Annotated in this window: 12 protein-coding genes and 1 tRNA gene; 6 read left to right on the forward strand and 7 right to left on the reverse strand. The window is 60.9% G+C overall.

The window, feature by feature from the left end; all coding sequences use genetic code 11:
• Positions 1 to 91: 91 nt before the first annotated feature.
• Positions 92 to 1,654, forward strand: coding sequence for a peroxidase family protein (locus AC53L6_RS20285; RefSeq protein ID WP_496909154.1), 1,563 nt, complete (start codon positions 92 to 94; stop codon positions 1,652 to 1,654).
• Here the strand turns inward: AC53L6_RS20285 and AC53L6_RS20290 are convergent.
• The 6 genes from AC53L6_RS20290 to AC53L6_RS20315 form a co-directional block, all read right to left on the reverse strand.
• Positions 1,617 to 2,378: a maleate cis-trans isomerase family protein gene (locus AC53L6_RS20290; protein WP_496909155.1), complete on the reverse strand. Its 762-nt coding sequence runs from the start codon at positions 2,376 to 2,378 to the stop codon at positions 1,617 to 1,619. The genes AC53L6_RS20285 and AC53L6_RS20290 overlap by 38 nt on opposite strands.
• Positions 2,375 to 3,538, reverse strand: a complete 1,164-nt coding sequence (locus AC53L6_RS20295) for a M24 family metallopeptidase (RefSeq protein WP_496909156.1) — start codon at positions 3,536 to 3,538, stop codon at positions 2,375 to 2,377. The genes AC53L6_RS20290 and AC53L6_RS20295 overlap by 4 nt, the downstream gene beginning before the upstream one ends.
• On the reverse strand, positions 3,535 to 4,578 hold the full coding sequence (locus AC53L6_RS20300) for a pyridoxal-phosphate dependent enzyme (RefSeq protein WP_496909157.1): 1,044 nt from the start codon (positions 4,576 to 4,578) through the stop codon (positions 3,535 to 3,537). The genes AC53L6_RS20295 and AC53L6_RS20300 overlap by 4 nt, the downstream gene beginning before the upstream one ends.
• Positions 4,579 to 4,670: 92 nt before the next feature.
• Positions 4,671 to 4,746: transfer RNA gene (locus AC53L6_RS20305), tRNA-Gln, on the reverse strand.
• Positions 4,747 to 4,809: 63 nt separating this feature from the next.
• A complete protein-coding gene (locus AC53L6_RS20310) occupies positions 4,810 to 6,141 on the reverse strand; it encodes a mechanosensitive ion channel domain-containing protein (RefSeq protein ID WP_496909158.1) in 1,332 nt (443 codons plus the stop codon).
• Complete coding sequence (locus tag AC53L6_RS20315) at positions 6,138 to 7,130, reverse strand: NADPH:quinone reductase (RefSeq protein WP_496909159.1); 993 nt, start codon at positions 7,128 to 7,130, stop codon at positions 6,138 to 6,140. The genes AC53L6_RS20310 and AC53L6_RS20315 overlap by 4 nt, the downstream gene beginning before the upstream one ends.
• Before the next feature lie 80 nt (positions 7,131 to 7,210).
• Here AC53L6_RS20315 and AC53L6_RS20320 point away from each other — a divergent pair, with 80 nt between their 5' ends.
• Positions 7,211 to 7,600 carry a Rid family hydrolase gene (locus AC53L6_RS20320; RefSeq protein WP_496909160.1) on the forward strand — a complete coding sequence of 130 codons (390 nt, stop codon included), beginning with the start codon at positions 7,211 to 7,213 and terminating at the stop codon, positions 7,598 to 7,600.
• Here the strand turns inward: AC53L6_RS20320 and AC53L6_RS20325 are convergent.
• Complete coding sequence (locus AC53L6_RS20325) at positions 7,597 to 8,067, reverse strand: SH3 domain-containing protein (protein WP_496909246.1); 471 nt, start codon at positions 8,065 to 8,067, stop codon at positions 7,597 to 7,599. The two genes, AC53L6_RS20320 and AC53L6_RS20325, sit on opposite strands and share 4 nt — an antisense overlap.
• Positions 8,068 to 8,213: 146 nt before the next feature.
• On the opposite strand from AC53L6_RS20325, the gene AC53L6_RS20330 reads away from it, so the two are divergent.
• From AC53L6_RS20330 to AC53L6_RS20345, 4 genes are all read left to right on the forward strand, one after another.
• The gene (locus tag AC53L6_RS20330; protein WP_496909161.1) at positions 8,214 to 9,200 is read left to right on the forward strand and encodes a 2-hydroxyacid dehydrogenase; all 987 of its coding nucleotides are present in this window, start codon (positions 8,214 to 8,216) and stop codon (positions 9,198 to 9,200) included.
• A 73-nt stretch (positions 9,201 to 9,273) separates the two neighbouring features.
• Positions 9,274 to 11,055, forward strand: coding sequence for a gamma-glutamyltransferase (gene ggt, locus AC53L6_RS20335; protein WP_496909162.1), 1,782 nt, complete (start codon positions 9,274 to 9,276; stop codon positions 11,053 to 11,055).
• Between the two features lie 26 nt (positions 11,056 to 11,081).
• The gene (locus AC53L6_RS20340) at positions 11,082 to 12,491 is read left to right on the forward strand and encodes an FAD-binding oxidoreductase (protein ID WP_299205321.1); all 1,410 of its coding nucleotides are present in this window, start codon (positions 11,082 to 11,084) and stop codon (positions 12,489 to 12,491) included.
• Complete coding sequence (locus tag AC53L6_RS20345; protein WP_496909163.1) at positions 12,475 to 13,110, forward strand: spondin domain-containing protein; 636 nt, start codon at positions 12,475 to 12,477, stop codon at positions 13,108 to 13,110. Before AC53L6_RS20340 ends, AC53L6_RS20345 begins: the two co-directional genes overlap by 17 nt.
• Positions 13,111 to 13,174 lie beyond the last annotated feature (64 nt).

Below are 13,174 nucleotides of genomic sequence, written 5' to 3' on the forward strand. Positions count from 1 at the left end.
CAAATTCACCACTTGCCACAACTTAACCTAGCATTGCGCGTCACTTTGGCGGATGCTGATGGCATTCATTCTTTCAATTATTGAGCCAGCTATGTCATTTCTTCCGTATTCCGTCAAAAAGGCAGTCTTTTCGATTGTCGAAGCCATTCCGTTCTTGGCCAAACGCGTCAACCGGTGGGCCATCAATCGCGTTGTCAATCGCGCCCGCCCGCGCCCGCATCCGCTAAGCACGGAGCGCGACTATGTCTGGTGGGGTGGGTTGACCGATCGCCGTTGGAGTGGCCGACACCTGCCACCGCGTCCCCGTGCCAATGCCGCCGATCCCGAGGATCTCGCCACGCTGTTTCGTCGCAAGGACGGCAAACAACGCATGTGCCCCAAATCGACATGTTTGTTTCCGGCCTTTGCGCAATATCTGACCGACGGTTTTATCCGCACGGAATCCGAAGACTTGGTGCCTGTAGGCGAAGACCCCACTCACCGCTTGAAACGCAACACGTCAAACCACGAAATTGACCTTTGTCCCCTTTACGGCCGCACCCGCGCGCAGACTCTGGCGCTGCGTCTTCGGTCTGACGAACAAGGCCGCAAGGGGCGGCTCGCTTCGCAGATGATCAACGGAGAGGAATACGCACCGTTCCTTTACAAGGACGGCAAGGTCGATCCGCAGTTCGATGTCCTTGACCCACCGCTCGGGCAAAGCACGCTTGATGATACGCGCCGGCCCACGATCTTTGCCTTCGGTGGTGACCGTGCAAACTCGGTCCCTCAGGTTGCCATGTTGAACACGTTGTTCCTGCGGGAACACAACCGCCTCGCGGCAGAGATTGAGGCCGATCATCCAGATTGGGATGACGACCGGGTGTTTGAGACCGCGCGCAACGCGGTCATCGTCATGTTCATCAAGATCGTGGTTGAGGATTACATCAACCACATATCTCCGTTGCCTTTCAGCTTGCGCGCCGATCCGTCCGTTGCGTGGAACGCGCCATGGAACAAACCGAACTGGATCACCACCGAATTCAGCCTGCTCTATCGTTGGCACGCACTGATCCCCGATGCGCTGAAATGGGGGGGCGAAAAGCGCCCGGTACACACCACATTCATGAACAATGCGCTGCTGATCGATCACGGCCTGCTCGCTGCATTTTCAGGGATCAGCGACACCCAAGCGGCCGAGTTGGGACCGTGCAACACGGCAGAACCGCTCCTGCATATTGAGGTGGCCTCAATCAAACAGGACCGCGACTGTGCATTGGCCAGCTTTTCGGATTATTGCGACTACATGAGTCAGCGCAGGCCCGCGAATTTCGAAGCGATCTCGTCTGATCCCGAGGTCGCAGGCCTGCTCCGCCAGTTCTACGACGGTCCGCGCGACGTGGATTTCCACGTCGGACTGTTCTGTGAAGATCGGGTGCCCAACAGCCCGCTGCCCAGCCTTGTGCTCAAGTTCGTGGCGCTTGATGCGTTCAGTCAGGCCCTGACCAACCCGCTCTTGTCGCGGCATGTGTTCAAGCGCTCGACCTTCTCCGGACCGGGGTGGCGTGCGATCAACCGGACGGAAACGCTGCGGGATGTGGTTGATCGCAATGTGACCGGCGGGGCGGGGGACACGTTTATCGGGATGACCCGACCGGCTTGGACACCTGAGTAGTCAGGCGAAAGGGCAGATCAGCGGCAAGCGGCGCTTGTGCCAGTTGCGCCATGTGCCAAGCCAGAACAAGGTTGCTGGACAGGACCGGCATGTCGCGCGCGGCTTCGATGTCCGGAATGGCGTTCAGCGTACGCAAGTTGGTGCAAGATAAAAACAGGGCATCCAGTTCTGTTTCCCGGCCAAGGTCTTGGGCCGAGTCGATGACGGACTGCACTGTGATGCGGACCACACGTTCTTCCAGGGGTTCATTGAAGCTGGCAAAGGCCACGACGTCGATTCCTGCTTCCCCCAGGACGGTACGCAAACGGTCCGACACGCTCTCGATATAGGGGCTCAACAGGCCAAGCCGAGTGACGCCAAGATGCTGGCAGGCGGCGATCAGTGCCGTGACCGGGTCCGTGACGTGGGGAGTGTCCACGCCTGCTTGCACCAGATCAGCGATGTTTCCTGCGCCAATTTCGGCGGTACCCGAGGTGCAGGCATAGGCGACGCAGGCCATCTCAGCACCCCGCGGCAACAGCGCTGCGGCACCAGTCAGGTTGCCTGCCATCTCGCGCAACGTGTCGGGTGTCACCGATGTGCCGGAAGGGACGCGACTGATCATGTATTCAACATCCGGGGGCATCAGGACGCGCATGTCCTGTTCGATCGTTTCATCCGCCTGCAGGACGATCAGTCCAAGCTGCGTGGGGCGGGCGTTGCCGATGTCATAAGAGACACTCATTTCAGCACCCGAATGGCAGGGTCTTGGGGGGAAGACAGCCACTCTGCCCCGGTCTCGCGGACCACGATGTTTTCTTCATGGACCATGATGCGCCCATCGCCCAAGGATACCGATGGCTCCAACGTCAGCACCATGCCTGGGGTTAGTGGAGTGTGGTCCGCCACAATGATGGACGGCCACTCGGTCAGCTGCATGCCCAACCCGTGACCAAGGCGCCCCGCTTCCATCGCCTCACCCCCTGGATTGGCGATGGTGTCCATGGCGTGGAAAATGTCGGAAATCGCCGCGCCGGGGCGGGTCGCGTCAAACCCGGCTTGGGTGGCGTCGATCAATCGTGCATGGGCATCCTGCACCTCGGTACTCGGTGCATCGATGCTGAAGTTGCGATCGAAATCGCAGAAGTACCCATCATGCACGAGGCCGGTGTCGAGCATCAGCACATCCCCCTGTTCCAATGGCGCGTCCGTCGCCGGGGAGATCACATCGCCATACCCGCCCTGATCCGATGTACCCGCCAGATAGGGCACCCAGTCGGCCCCTTCTTCAAGGCAAAGCGCTTGAAACCGTCGAAACACTTCCGACAAGGCTGTTCCTGTTCGGGCGATCTCGGGCACGCGATCAAAGGCTCGGTCGGCGATGTTTGCAGCGGTTCGTATCTTTGAAATCTCGGCCTCGGATTTGGTCAATCGCAAACGCCGCGTGATCTGCATATCGCTCACCAGCCTGCGCGATCCCAGCTTTTGCTCCAGGCTGCGCAGATCGCCCAAAGGCATGCGGACATAGCTTTCCATCGCATCGGCAATGCCGATTGAGCCGCCGGGCGGAGTGTGCTCGGACAATGTGTCGACCAGCAATGCGATACCGTCATCGTCATAGTCCGGTGCCTGCCACGTCCGAATATCGGTGATCCATGTCTGGCCCATCAGGTGTGCGCCGATGGATGGAATAACAGCAATCGGGTTGCCTTCCGCTGGAACGACAACGAACCAAGGGCGCGTTGGGCTTTCCCAAAAACGGGTGAGAAAACCGGTGTAGTACCTGATCTCCGGCTCAGTTGTGAGCAGCAGCGCAGACAGGCCAGCACCTTCCATCATCGACTGGGCCTTGCGGGTGCGCTCCGCAAATTCAGCCGTGTGGAAACCGCGCGCGTGCGGTGTCATTCCGACGCCTCTTCGCTCAGGATCAGCAGCACGCGTGACGCGTCCGTCAGACCCAATGCGTCACGATATGGCGCGCTCGCCAGCAAGGCGGACAGACCCGCCGCCCCGGAGGGCGTGGATGCCAAGCCAACTTCGGCCGAGACCGTGCTGCCGTGCGCGCCTTCCTCCTCGGAAATCAGCACGTAGTCATTGGCGTCTCGCGCCAACCCTTTGAGTGCGATCAGCGATGGTTCTTTGCAATCAAGCCGCCCCATGTCCGAACTTGGCCCTTCGGTCACTTGCGGGGCGCCCGCCTGAACCGACGCGAAAAGGGCGGGGGCCACCTCGGGTTCAACCACGATGATCCGGGGCGCCTGTCCCCATGCGTCGCGCGCATAGGCGGCACAAGCCGCGGCCAGTCCACCAACGCCCGCCTGCAGGAAGATGTGGGTGGGCGCATCCATAGCAGCTACGATTTCCTGCATCAGTACAGTATACCCTTCCATCAAACGGTGTGGGATGTCGAAGTAACCGTGCCAGGAGCTGTCAGAAAGAAGCGTCCAGCCATTGGCCTCCGCTGCACGGGCCGCTTCGGCCATGCTGTCTTCGTAGACGGAGCCATGACGCCGTACATCCGCACCAAAGCTACGCAGCCGGTCGGCAAACGCCTCCGGCACGGTGTCCGCCAGGTAAATAACTGCGTTTGCACCGAAGGCTTGTGCACCCGCAGCGACAGACAGGCCGTGATTGCCAGCACTGGCTGTCACATAAGTTCGTCCAGACGCTGCGCCGGTTTCGGCGTCACAGGCAATGACATAAGCCGCACCAAGTGCCTTGAAGCTGCCCAGACCCATGCGCCCGCGTTCGTCTTTGATCTGCACCTCAGCCACTTTCGTACTGTCAGCCAAGACAGGCGAGTACACCAATGGTGTTGGCGCCGCCGCCGGGCACCGGCGCAGCAGGCGCGCCGGATTGTCTGCGCCTACGCTGGGATCTGGAACGTCAGTTAGCGCGGCAATGGCTGCGTCGGCGCGGGTGTCTGTACGGGCAAGATGTTTCATGCCCAAACGCTATCAGGTGCTACAGCCCACGCTAGATAGAATCGCGACATCGCGCGGTGCTGATGCGGCGAGTGCAGTGATATTGTGGAAAGTGGCTGGGATGGTAGGACTCGAACCTACAACCTACTGTACCAAAAACAGTTGATCTACCAATTGATCTACATCCCAACGTGCCGCGCTAATTAGAGCGGCAAAGCGATGTGCGCAAGCCCCTTTACATCAAAAATCCGACTATTCCTTGGGGGCCGCATCTGTCAGCAAATCGGGGGCGTCGGGGTCATTGCGTTCGGCATCCACCAGCTTGTCCAGTCCCGGCTCTGACATGTCGGTAACATCGGCGGCTTCGACCTCCGGGGCTGTCGGCAAAGCGGGTGCCTGTTCGCTTGGTCCGGGCTGGTCCAATTCTGCGTCGAGTGCCGCACCGCCCAGCAACTGAATGCGATAGGTGGTGTCGGGCACTTCGATTCCGGCCCCTTCGATTCGTGCCTTGACCAGACGCAGGGCCTCCCCCTTGGCTCGGACCAGCGATGTCGCCTCTTGATCGATCCAGCCCGTGACTGTCATGAAAATCGCGCCATCCCCGATCCGTTCGATCCACGACATCGGTGCCGGTTCGGAAAGGATAAAGGGCAGCTCCGCCACGGTTTCTTCTGCCATGCGCCGCACCTCGGCCAGATCGGCGTCGGAACTCACGCCAATCTCAAAGCTAAAACGGCGTTCGGTGTTGGTGGAGTAGTTCACGATGCGGCTTTTGAAGACGGTCGCATTGGGGATGCGAATGTGGTTGCCGTCAAAGCTCAGCAGAATGGTCGCCCGACTGGTCAGGCGAATGACCTTGCCCGTGTCGCCTTCGATCTCGACGACATCATTGGGGCGAAAGGGTTGGCGGATCGACAACATGATCGATGCGATAAAGTTTTCGACGGTGTCACGCACGGCAAAACCGATGGCCAGACCCACGATCCCCGCCGCGCCCAGTATCGTGCCCAGCAGGGCCGTCGCCCCAAGGATATCCAGCGCGATGACCACACCTGCGATAAAGAACAGGATGCGTACTACCTGGCGATAGATGTTGGCGATAAAGGCATTTGGCGCGATCCGGTCCCATGGATAACGTGCGCGAGCCAGCAACATCCCAAGGGTCAGAACCAGAACAAAGGCCAAAAGGGCAACCGCAATCAGCGGCAGCATTGCAACGGCCTGTGTCATGCGGGCCTGAAAGCGTTCGACCGCCGGGTTCAGCCGGGCGACCACATCCGTCGTTTCGGTCACTTCGTTCTCGATGGCAACGACGCCTTCGACACGACCAACAAGCTCATTCAGCCGGTCGGCGGTTGCAGTGTCCACGGTCGTGCCCCGCAGTGTCACGATGCCCGACGTGACGGACACGGTCACCCCGTCGAACCCGTCAAGCTCGTTCAGAATATCGCGGATACGCACCGCAATTGCCGCGTCCTGCGTGGCACTGTCCGTGATTGCAATTGTGCCTTGGGGCTGGCTCGCGTTCTGTGCCGAAAGTGGTGCAGCGCACAGGCACAGGATGATCAATAGCGCACGGATCACGTCTGCACCTCGACCAGAATGGCTCCGGCCCGCCGACCTGCTTCGACCGCATCATGTGCCGCTGCTGTGTCTGCCAGCGCAAAGGTTTGGGCAATCGGGCAGGTCAGCGCGCCTGTAAGCAGCGCATCATGCAGATGCTCGATCGCCACGGCGCGTTGATCTGGCGGCAGAAGATAGATCAACAGGATGTCGACCGTCGCAGCCTTGAACAGCAACGGACCAAAGGGCAGCGTGGGCGCCATGTCCTGCGCCGAGCCATAGGCCGCGATGGTGCCATTGGGGGCAATCACCTCCGCATCGGTCCCCACATTGCGGCCAAATTCCACTTCGATGATGCGCGATATAGGCGCGCCGTCATTGGCCGCCAGAATGTGCTGTGCAAGGTCAGGGTCGGAGTAGTTCAGAACAACGTCTGCACCTGCGTCCTCCGCGGCGGTCAATCCGTCCCCCCGGGCTGTTGCGATCACCTTGGCACCACCCCATTTCGCCAGTTGCACGGCCAGCAGGCCGACAGTGCCTGCACCGCCTTGGATAAGAAGCGTTTGGCCTGCAACAGCGCCACCTCCGAAAACAGCATGTGCTGCGGTCAGGCCAGGAATGCCTAACACGGCCCCTGTGTCCATGGTGATCGGGTCTGGCAGCGGTACCGCTTGGTCTGCGGGCAGACAGATATGTGTTGCGGCCGTGCCGAAGGGGCGCTGCCACTGGCCGTTCCAGATCCAGACACGTTGCCCGATCCGTGTCTCTGGCACATCATCGCCAACGGCCACGATCCGTCCCGCGCCATCGCTATGTGGGATGATCTGGTCAAACGGAGGCTTTATCACACCGGGCCGTGTGCCAGAGCGTGCTTTGACATCTGACGGGTTCACGCCGGAAAAGGTCAACTCGACCAGCACCTCGCCCGGTGCGGGGTCCGGCGTTGGCATCTCTGCCAAGGTCAGAACATCCGAGGCCGGGCCGAAACGGGTGTATTGAATGGCTTTCATTGGAATGTTCTTCTTGGATACGCGTTGTGCAATGCTTTGAATGCTAAACAAGATAAGGGCAAGAGCAAGGAGAGTTGCTGATGACGCGACGGGTATTGATACCACCGGGGCTCGAGGCCGCCTGTGACGCGGCGGGCATGTCGCCGGGGGTGATATCGCACAATCATGTGTTCATGACGGGCGTCACCGGGGCAGCGGCGGACGGAACGATGCCAGTGTCGGAGGAGGCGCAATTCAACGCCTGTTTTACCAAGATCGGCGAGGTGCTGGCCCAAGCCAACCTTACCCTGAACGCCGTTGTGGAAATGACCAGTTACCACGTGGGGCTCCGCGCCCATTTCGATGCGTTTGATGCCGTGCGCCGCGCGCATCTTTCACAACCTTACCCTGCTTGGACAGCGGTTGAAGTGGCAGGGTTGCGCCGCGAAGGGGCGGTCGTGGAAGTCCGTGTTGTGGCGGAGCTGGGTTAGTCGCGCAGTTCGTCTATCGCAACACCCCAAAGCCGTGCTTTGGGTGCCCAACCGCGATAGCCGCCGGAACTCAGGCGACACCACTCGGGTCCGCATTTGCCCAATCGGGCGACAACGCCCGCTTCCAATGCGGCGGTGACGGGCGCATTGGCGTCAGGTTTGGTGCGCAGGGTCAGCATGTCCTGTTCGACAATAACCGTGCGTGTGCCGGAAAGCAGCGAATAGTGCACCCAGCCGCCCAGTCCTTCCCGGTCTTCGACCCGGCGCCAGTGGCCATGTTCGGCCGTGATGCGCAGCGGCATGTCGCGGCGCTTGAACACCCAGTCGATTCTGTGGGTCAGGGAGGGGCCGCGGCGCACGTTACCCTCTGCCGCTTTCATCGACACAAAGCGCGGCAAGGGCAGGTTGGTCACGGGACCTGTGTCTCGTGCAACAGCGGGCAGGGTCAGGCCCAGCACCAAAAGCATCGATAGCACAAACCGCCAAACCGCAATCATCGGGAACTTTCCGCTCGTCACTCGCCTTTTGATGTGGCCGAGGTTCTTGTGCCTCGTGCTCACATCCGCCACCATGCCAAAGATAGGACGCAAGGCCAAGCACCGGGGAGGGCGCAATGCCAAAGGAACGTCTGAGTGTTGTCGTTACGCGACGGTTGCCCGCCGAGGTGGAAACCCGGTTGAGCGAACTGTTCGACGTCACCTTGCGCGACAGCGATGCGCCCATGACCCGCACCGAGTTGGTCGAGGCGATGAAGGCGGCTGATGTTCTGGTTCCCACGATTACCGACACGGTGGATGGGGCCATGATCGGGCAATCTGGCGAACGTTTGAAACTGATCGCGAACTATGGCGCAGGTGTTGATAATATTGATGTCTCGACGGCCCGGCAGCGCGGTATCCTGGTGTCAAACACGCCCGGTGTACTGACCGATGACACCGCCGACATGACCATGGGTCTGATCCTTGCCGTGACCCGCCGCCTGCCCGAAGGGCTGGCTGCGATGCAATCAGGCACATGGGACGGATGGGCGCCCACCGCATTCCTTGGCGGCCGGGTGGCCGGGCGCAGGCTCGGCATCCTTGGCATGGGCCGTATCGGACAGGCGGTTGCCCGCCGAGCGGCGGCTTTCGGGATGCAGGTGCACTACCACAACCGCCGCCGCCTGCGGCCCGAGATCGAAGAAGAGTTGCAAGCCACGTGGTGGGAAAGCCTGGACCAGATGGTGGCGCGCATGGACGTGATCAGCGTCAACTGCCCGCACACGCCCTCTACCTTTCATCTGATGAACGCGCGCCGTTTGAAACTGATGAAACCGGATGCCGTGATCGTGAACACGTCGCGTGGCGAGGTGATTGATGAAAACGCCCTGACACGCATGTTGCGGGCGGGCGAGATCGCGGGGGCGGGCCTCGATGTCTATGAAAACGGGACCGAGGTGAACCCGCGCCTGCGCGAACTGAACAACGTTGTATTGTTGCCCCATATGGGTTCGGCCACCCGCGAAAGCCGGATCGAAATGGGCGAAAAGGTCATTATCAATATCAAGACCTTTGACGATGGTCACCGCCCACCTGATCAGGTCGTGCCGTCCATGCTTTGATGCCCCGGGCGGCTCAGCTGCCCGGTTTTTTGACCGCCGAATTGACGAGCCTGCCGCGCCAAAGGAGGATCCCATGCGCTTTTCCCTGACCGTTGCCTTTACCCTGATCGCAGGGGCCGCGTTGGCCCAGCAAACCGCGGACGCCGTCCAGCCCGAAGGCGGGACTGAAGGCGCAGCGGTTGCGACCACAGAAGCCATTGCCGCAGCACAAGCATCCAAGGATGCAGGCCAGCCCGTCACGGCGCAAAGCTACATGGTCGCTGCTGCCAACCCGTTGGCCGTGCAGGCCGGCACCGAAGTGCTTGCGAAGGGCGGCACCGCAGCGGACGCACTTGTGGCTGTGCAGGTCGTTCTGGGATTGGTTGAGCCGCAATCGTCGGGCCTGGGAGGAGGCGCGTTCCTGGTCTGGTATGATGCTGAAACACAGGAATTGACGACACTTGATGGGCGCGAAACGGCGCCGTTGGCAGCAACGCCGCAGCTATTCCAGACAGAGGATGGGGAGCCCATGGGCTTCTTCGATGCGGTCGTTGGAGGGCGGTCCGTTGGCACGCCGGGAACACCCGCGCTCTTGGAAGAGGTGCATCAACGTTGGGGCAGCCAACCTTGGCCCAGCCTTTTCGACTCAGCGATTGGGCTGGCCGATGACGGGTTCGAAGTATCACCACGTCTTGCGGGTTTGATCGAACAGGATGCAGAACGCCTGGGTCGCTTCCCCGTGACTGCTGACTATTTCCTGCCTGATGGCACGCCGCTGAGCGCGGGCACAGTGCTGCAGAACCCGGAATATGCCGAAACCTTGCGGGTCTTGGCGGCCGAAGGTGCGGACGGCTTTTACACCGGCAAAATCGCGCAGGACATCATGGCGACGGTGCAGTTTGCAGCGGGCAATCCCGGCGTTCTGTCCGAGCTTGATCTGGCGGTCTACCAGGTCAAGGAACGTGCACCGGTCTGTGTTACCTACCGGGCACATGATGTCTGCGGGATGGGTCCGCCATCGTCGGGGGCGCTGACCGTGGGTCAGATCCTGGGGATGCTGAACAGCTACGATCTTGCCGAACTCGGGGCTGATAACCCGGAAAGCTGGCGGTTGATCGGTGACGCATCGCGTCTCGCGTTTGCGGATCGGGGGCGGTACATGGCCGACAGCGACTTCGTTCCAATGCCCACCGCCGGTCTGGTCGATCCTGCCTACCTTGCCGACCGCGCCGGGCAACTGAACGGAGAGACTGCCCTGGCCGATGTTGCCCCGGGCAATCCGGCCTTTGATCACAGCAGTCTTTGGGCCGATGACCAAAGCCTAGAACTGCCTTCGACGTCACACATCTCGATTGTTGATGCGTATGGCAATGTGGCTTCGATGACGACGACCATTGAAAACGCATTTGGCTCACGGCTGATGGTGCATGGGTTCCTTCTGAACAACGAGCTGACCGACTTCAGCTTCAGCACCCATGTGGACGGCGTGCCGATTGCGAATGCGCTTGCACCGGGCAAACGTCCCCGCTCGTCCATGTCGCCGACCATCGTGATGAAGGATGGCGCGCCGGTTCTGGCCATCGGTTCGCCCGGTGGCAGCCGCATCATTGGCTACACAGCCAAGTCGATCATCGCGTGGATGGACTGGGGGATGGACGTGCAGCAGGCCGTCGGCCTGCCCCACGCCGTGAACCGGTTTGGGACCTACGATTTCGAAGAAAGCACATCGGCGGCAGACCTCGCCCCGGCACTGGAAGCGCTTGGCTTTGAAGTGAATGTGCGTGGGTTGAATTCCGGTCTGCATGCGATTGAGATCGGGGAGACGCTGCAAGGCGGGGCCGATCCGCGCCGTGAAGGCATTGCGCTGGGCGACTGACGCCCGGCGACAAGGGGAGAATACACATGCCGCAGGCCATTGATCTGCCACGCAACGAAGAGGGGATTGCCACGGCGCTTGGCATCCTCAAGCAGAAGTTTGGCGACCGCTTCCATACCGGTCAGGCCATGCGGGATCAGCACGCGCACACGACGACGTGGATCCGAGCGCAGGCGCCAGATGCGGTGGTGTTCCCCACCTCGACAAAGGAAGTGTCGGACATCATAAAGGTCTGCGCGACACATCAGGTGCCGGTGATCCCCTTTGGCACCGGCACGTCGCTCGAGGGACACGTGAATGCGCCGGCGGGTGGCGTATCCGTGGATCTGACCCAGATGGACCAGATACTCGCCGTGAATGCCGAAGACCTTGATTGCGTCGTGCAACCGGGTGTGACGCGAGAGCAGTTGAACACCTATCTGCGGGACAGGGGGCTCTTCTTTCCCATCGATCCCGGTGCGAATGCATCGCTGGGTGGGATGGCCTCGACCCGCGCTTCGGGCACCAACGCGGTGCGCTATGGCACGATGAAGGACAATGTGCTGGCGCTTGAGGCTGTGATGGCCGATGGGCGGGTCATCCGCACGGCGCAGCGGGCCAAGAAAACATCAGCAGGCTATGACATGACACGCTTGCTGATCGGGTCCGAGGGCACGCTGGGTCTGATCACCGAGATCACGCTGAAACTGCAGGGTATCCCGGAGGCTATCTCTGCGGCGCGCATGTCCTTTCCCTCCATCGATGCCGCCTGCCAGGCCGTGATGACGACGATCCAGTATGGCATTCCCGTTGCGCGGATCGAGCTGATGGACGCGTTGAACGTGAAGGCGGCGAATGATTATGCAGGTCTAACCCTGCCAGAGACACCGTTGCTTTTGCTGGAATTCCACGGCTCGGACAGTGGTGTGATCGAACAGGCAGAGATGTTTGGTTCTATCGCCGAGGATGCGGGAGGCACCGACTTTGCAACGACCGCGACGGCAGAAGAACGCAACAAGCTGTGGAAAGCGCGGCACGACCTGTATTGGGCAACCTTGCAATTGCGCCCCGGCGCACAAGGGATCTCGACCGATGTTTGCGTGCCCATCTCGCGACTGGCTGAGGCCGTGACAGGCGCGCAGGCCAAGGCGGAGGAGCTTGGGCTTCTGGCCCCAATCGTCGGGCATGTGGGTGATGGCAATTTTCATAGCCTCGTGCTGATCGATATGGAAAACGCCGAGGAGGTGCGTCGCGCCGAGGAGTTCACGGCCTTCCTCGCGGACGAGGCAATCCGGATGGACGGCACCTGCACCGGTGAGCATGGCATCGGTCAGGGCAAGATGCCCTATCTGGTCAAGGAACTGGGGCCCACGGTCGAATATATGGCCGCGATCAAGACGGCGCTGGATCCACAAAACATCATGAACCCGGGTAAGATCTTTGGCCCGCGTCGCTAAGGCAATCGCGACGTTTCTGTGCGTGGTGATGGCAGGTGTCGCGCTGGCGCAAGACACGGTACGCTACCGTGTCGATGTGACGTTCAATTGGACGGCAGCGGATGACCTGGACGCGCATTGGAGCAGGTTGATCGCCTTTGCGCATTCATCACGATACAGCCTTTTCCAGGACGGAGAAACAGCCTCGAGCGGTTTGGCCCTTGTCGCCACAAACGGGCGCGTCAGCGTGCTTGAAGCGGAACTGGCCGAGGGGCGCAGGCGTGGCCGCGTCGGCGAGCATGTGGTGTTGCCGGGGGTCGCCAGTCCAGGGGCGTTTTCCTTTGAGCTGATGGTGAATGAGACGTTGAGCCGTGTGTCCTTTGCGACGATGCTTGCGCCCAGTCCGGATTGGTTTTCTGGTGCCAGCGGCGTGCAATTGCGCGCCGAAGACATATGGCGGGATCAGGTGACCGTTGTGCTGTGGCCGTGGGACGCAGGTGCAGACAGTGGACCGGATTACACCGGCCCAAATGTCGAAACGCAGCCGCGCCAGTCTGTCCGCCTGCTGACCCATCCCGATTTTCTGACCGCAGATGGCCTTGCCCCCATCGGGCAGGCCTCCTTTACCCGTTTGCCTTGATCCTGCGGACGCCTGCGGCGACGCTGTCTGTTTATTGGGGGCCAGCCCCCAAACCCCCGGGATT

This window comes from Tateyamaria sp. LSS28, assembly GCF_059611725.1.

Coding starts and splice junctions, on each gene's coding strand:
- AC53L6_RS20320 (WP_496909160.1), top strand. CDS start 7,211: ATGACGCGACGGGTATTGATACCACCGGGGCTCGAGGCCGCCTGTGAC.
- AC53L6_RS20330 (WP_496909161.1), top strand. CDS start 8,214: ATGCCAAAGGAACGTCTGAGTGTTGTCGTTACGCGACGGTTGCCCGCC.
- AC53L6_RS20315 (WP_496909159.1), bottom strand. CDS start 7,130: ATGAAAGCCATTCAATACACCCGTTTCGGCCCGGCCTCGGATGTTCTG.
- AC53L6_RS20295 (WP_496909156.1), bottom strand. CDS start 3,538: ATGACACCGCACGCGCGCGGTTTCCACACGGCTGAATTTGCGGAGCGC.
- AC53L6_RS20290 (WP_496909155.1), bottom strand. CDS start 2,378: ATGAGTGTCTCTTATGACATCGGCAACGCCCGCCCCACGCAGCTTGGA.
- AC53L6_RS20325 (WP_496909246.1), bottom strand. CDS start 8,067: ATGCTTTTGGTGCTGGGCCTGACCCTGCCCGCTGTTGCACGAGACACA.
- ggt (WP_496909162.1), top strand. CDS start 9,274: ATGCGCTTTTCCCTGACCGTTGCCTTTACCCTGATCGCAGGGGCCGCG.
- AC53L6_RS20340 (WP_299205321.1), top strand. CDS start 11,082: ATGCCGCAGGCCATTGATCTGCCACGCAACGAAGAGGGGATTGCCACG.
- AC53L6_RS20285 (WP_496909154.1), top strand. CDS start 92: ATGTCATTTCTTCCGTATTCCGTCAAAAAGGCAGTCTTTTCGATTGTC.
- AC53L6_RS20300 (WP_496909157.1), bottom strand. CDS start 4,578: ATGAAACATCTTGCCCGTACAGACACCCGCGCCGACGCAGCCATTGCC.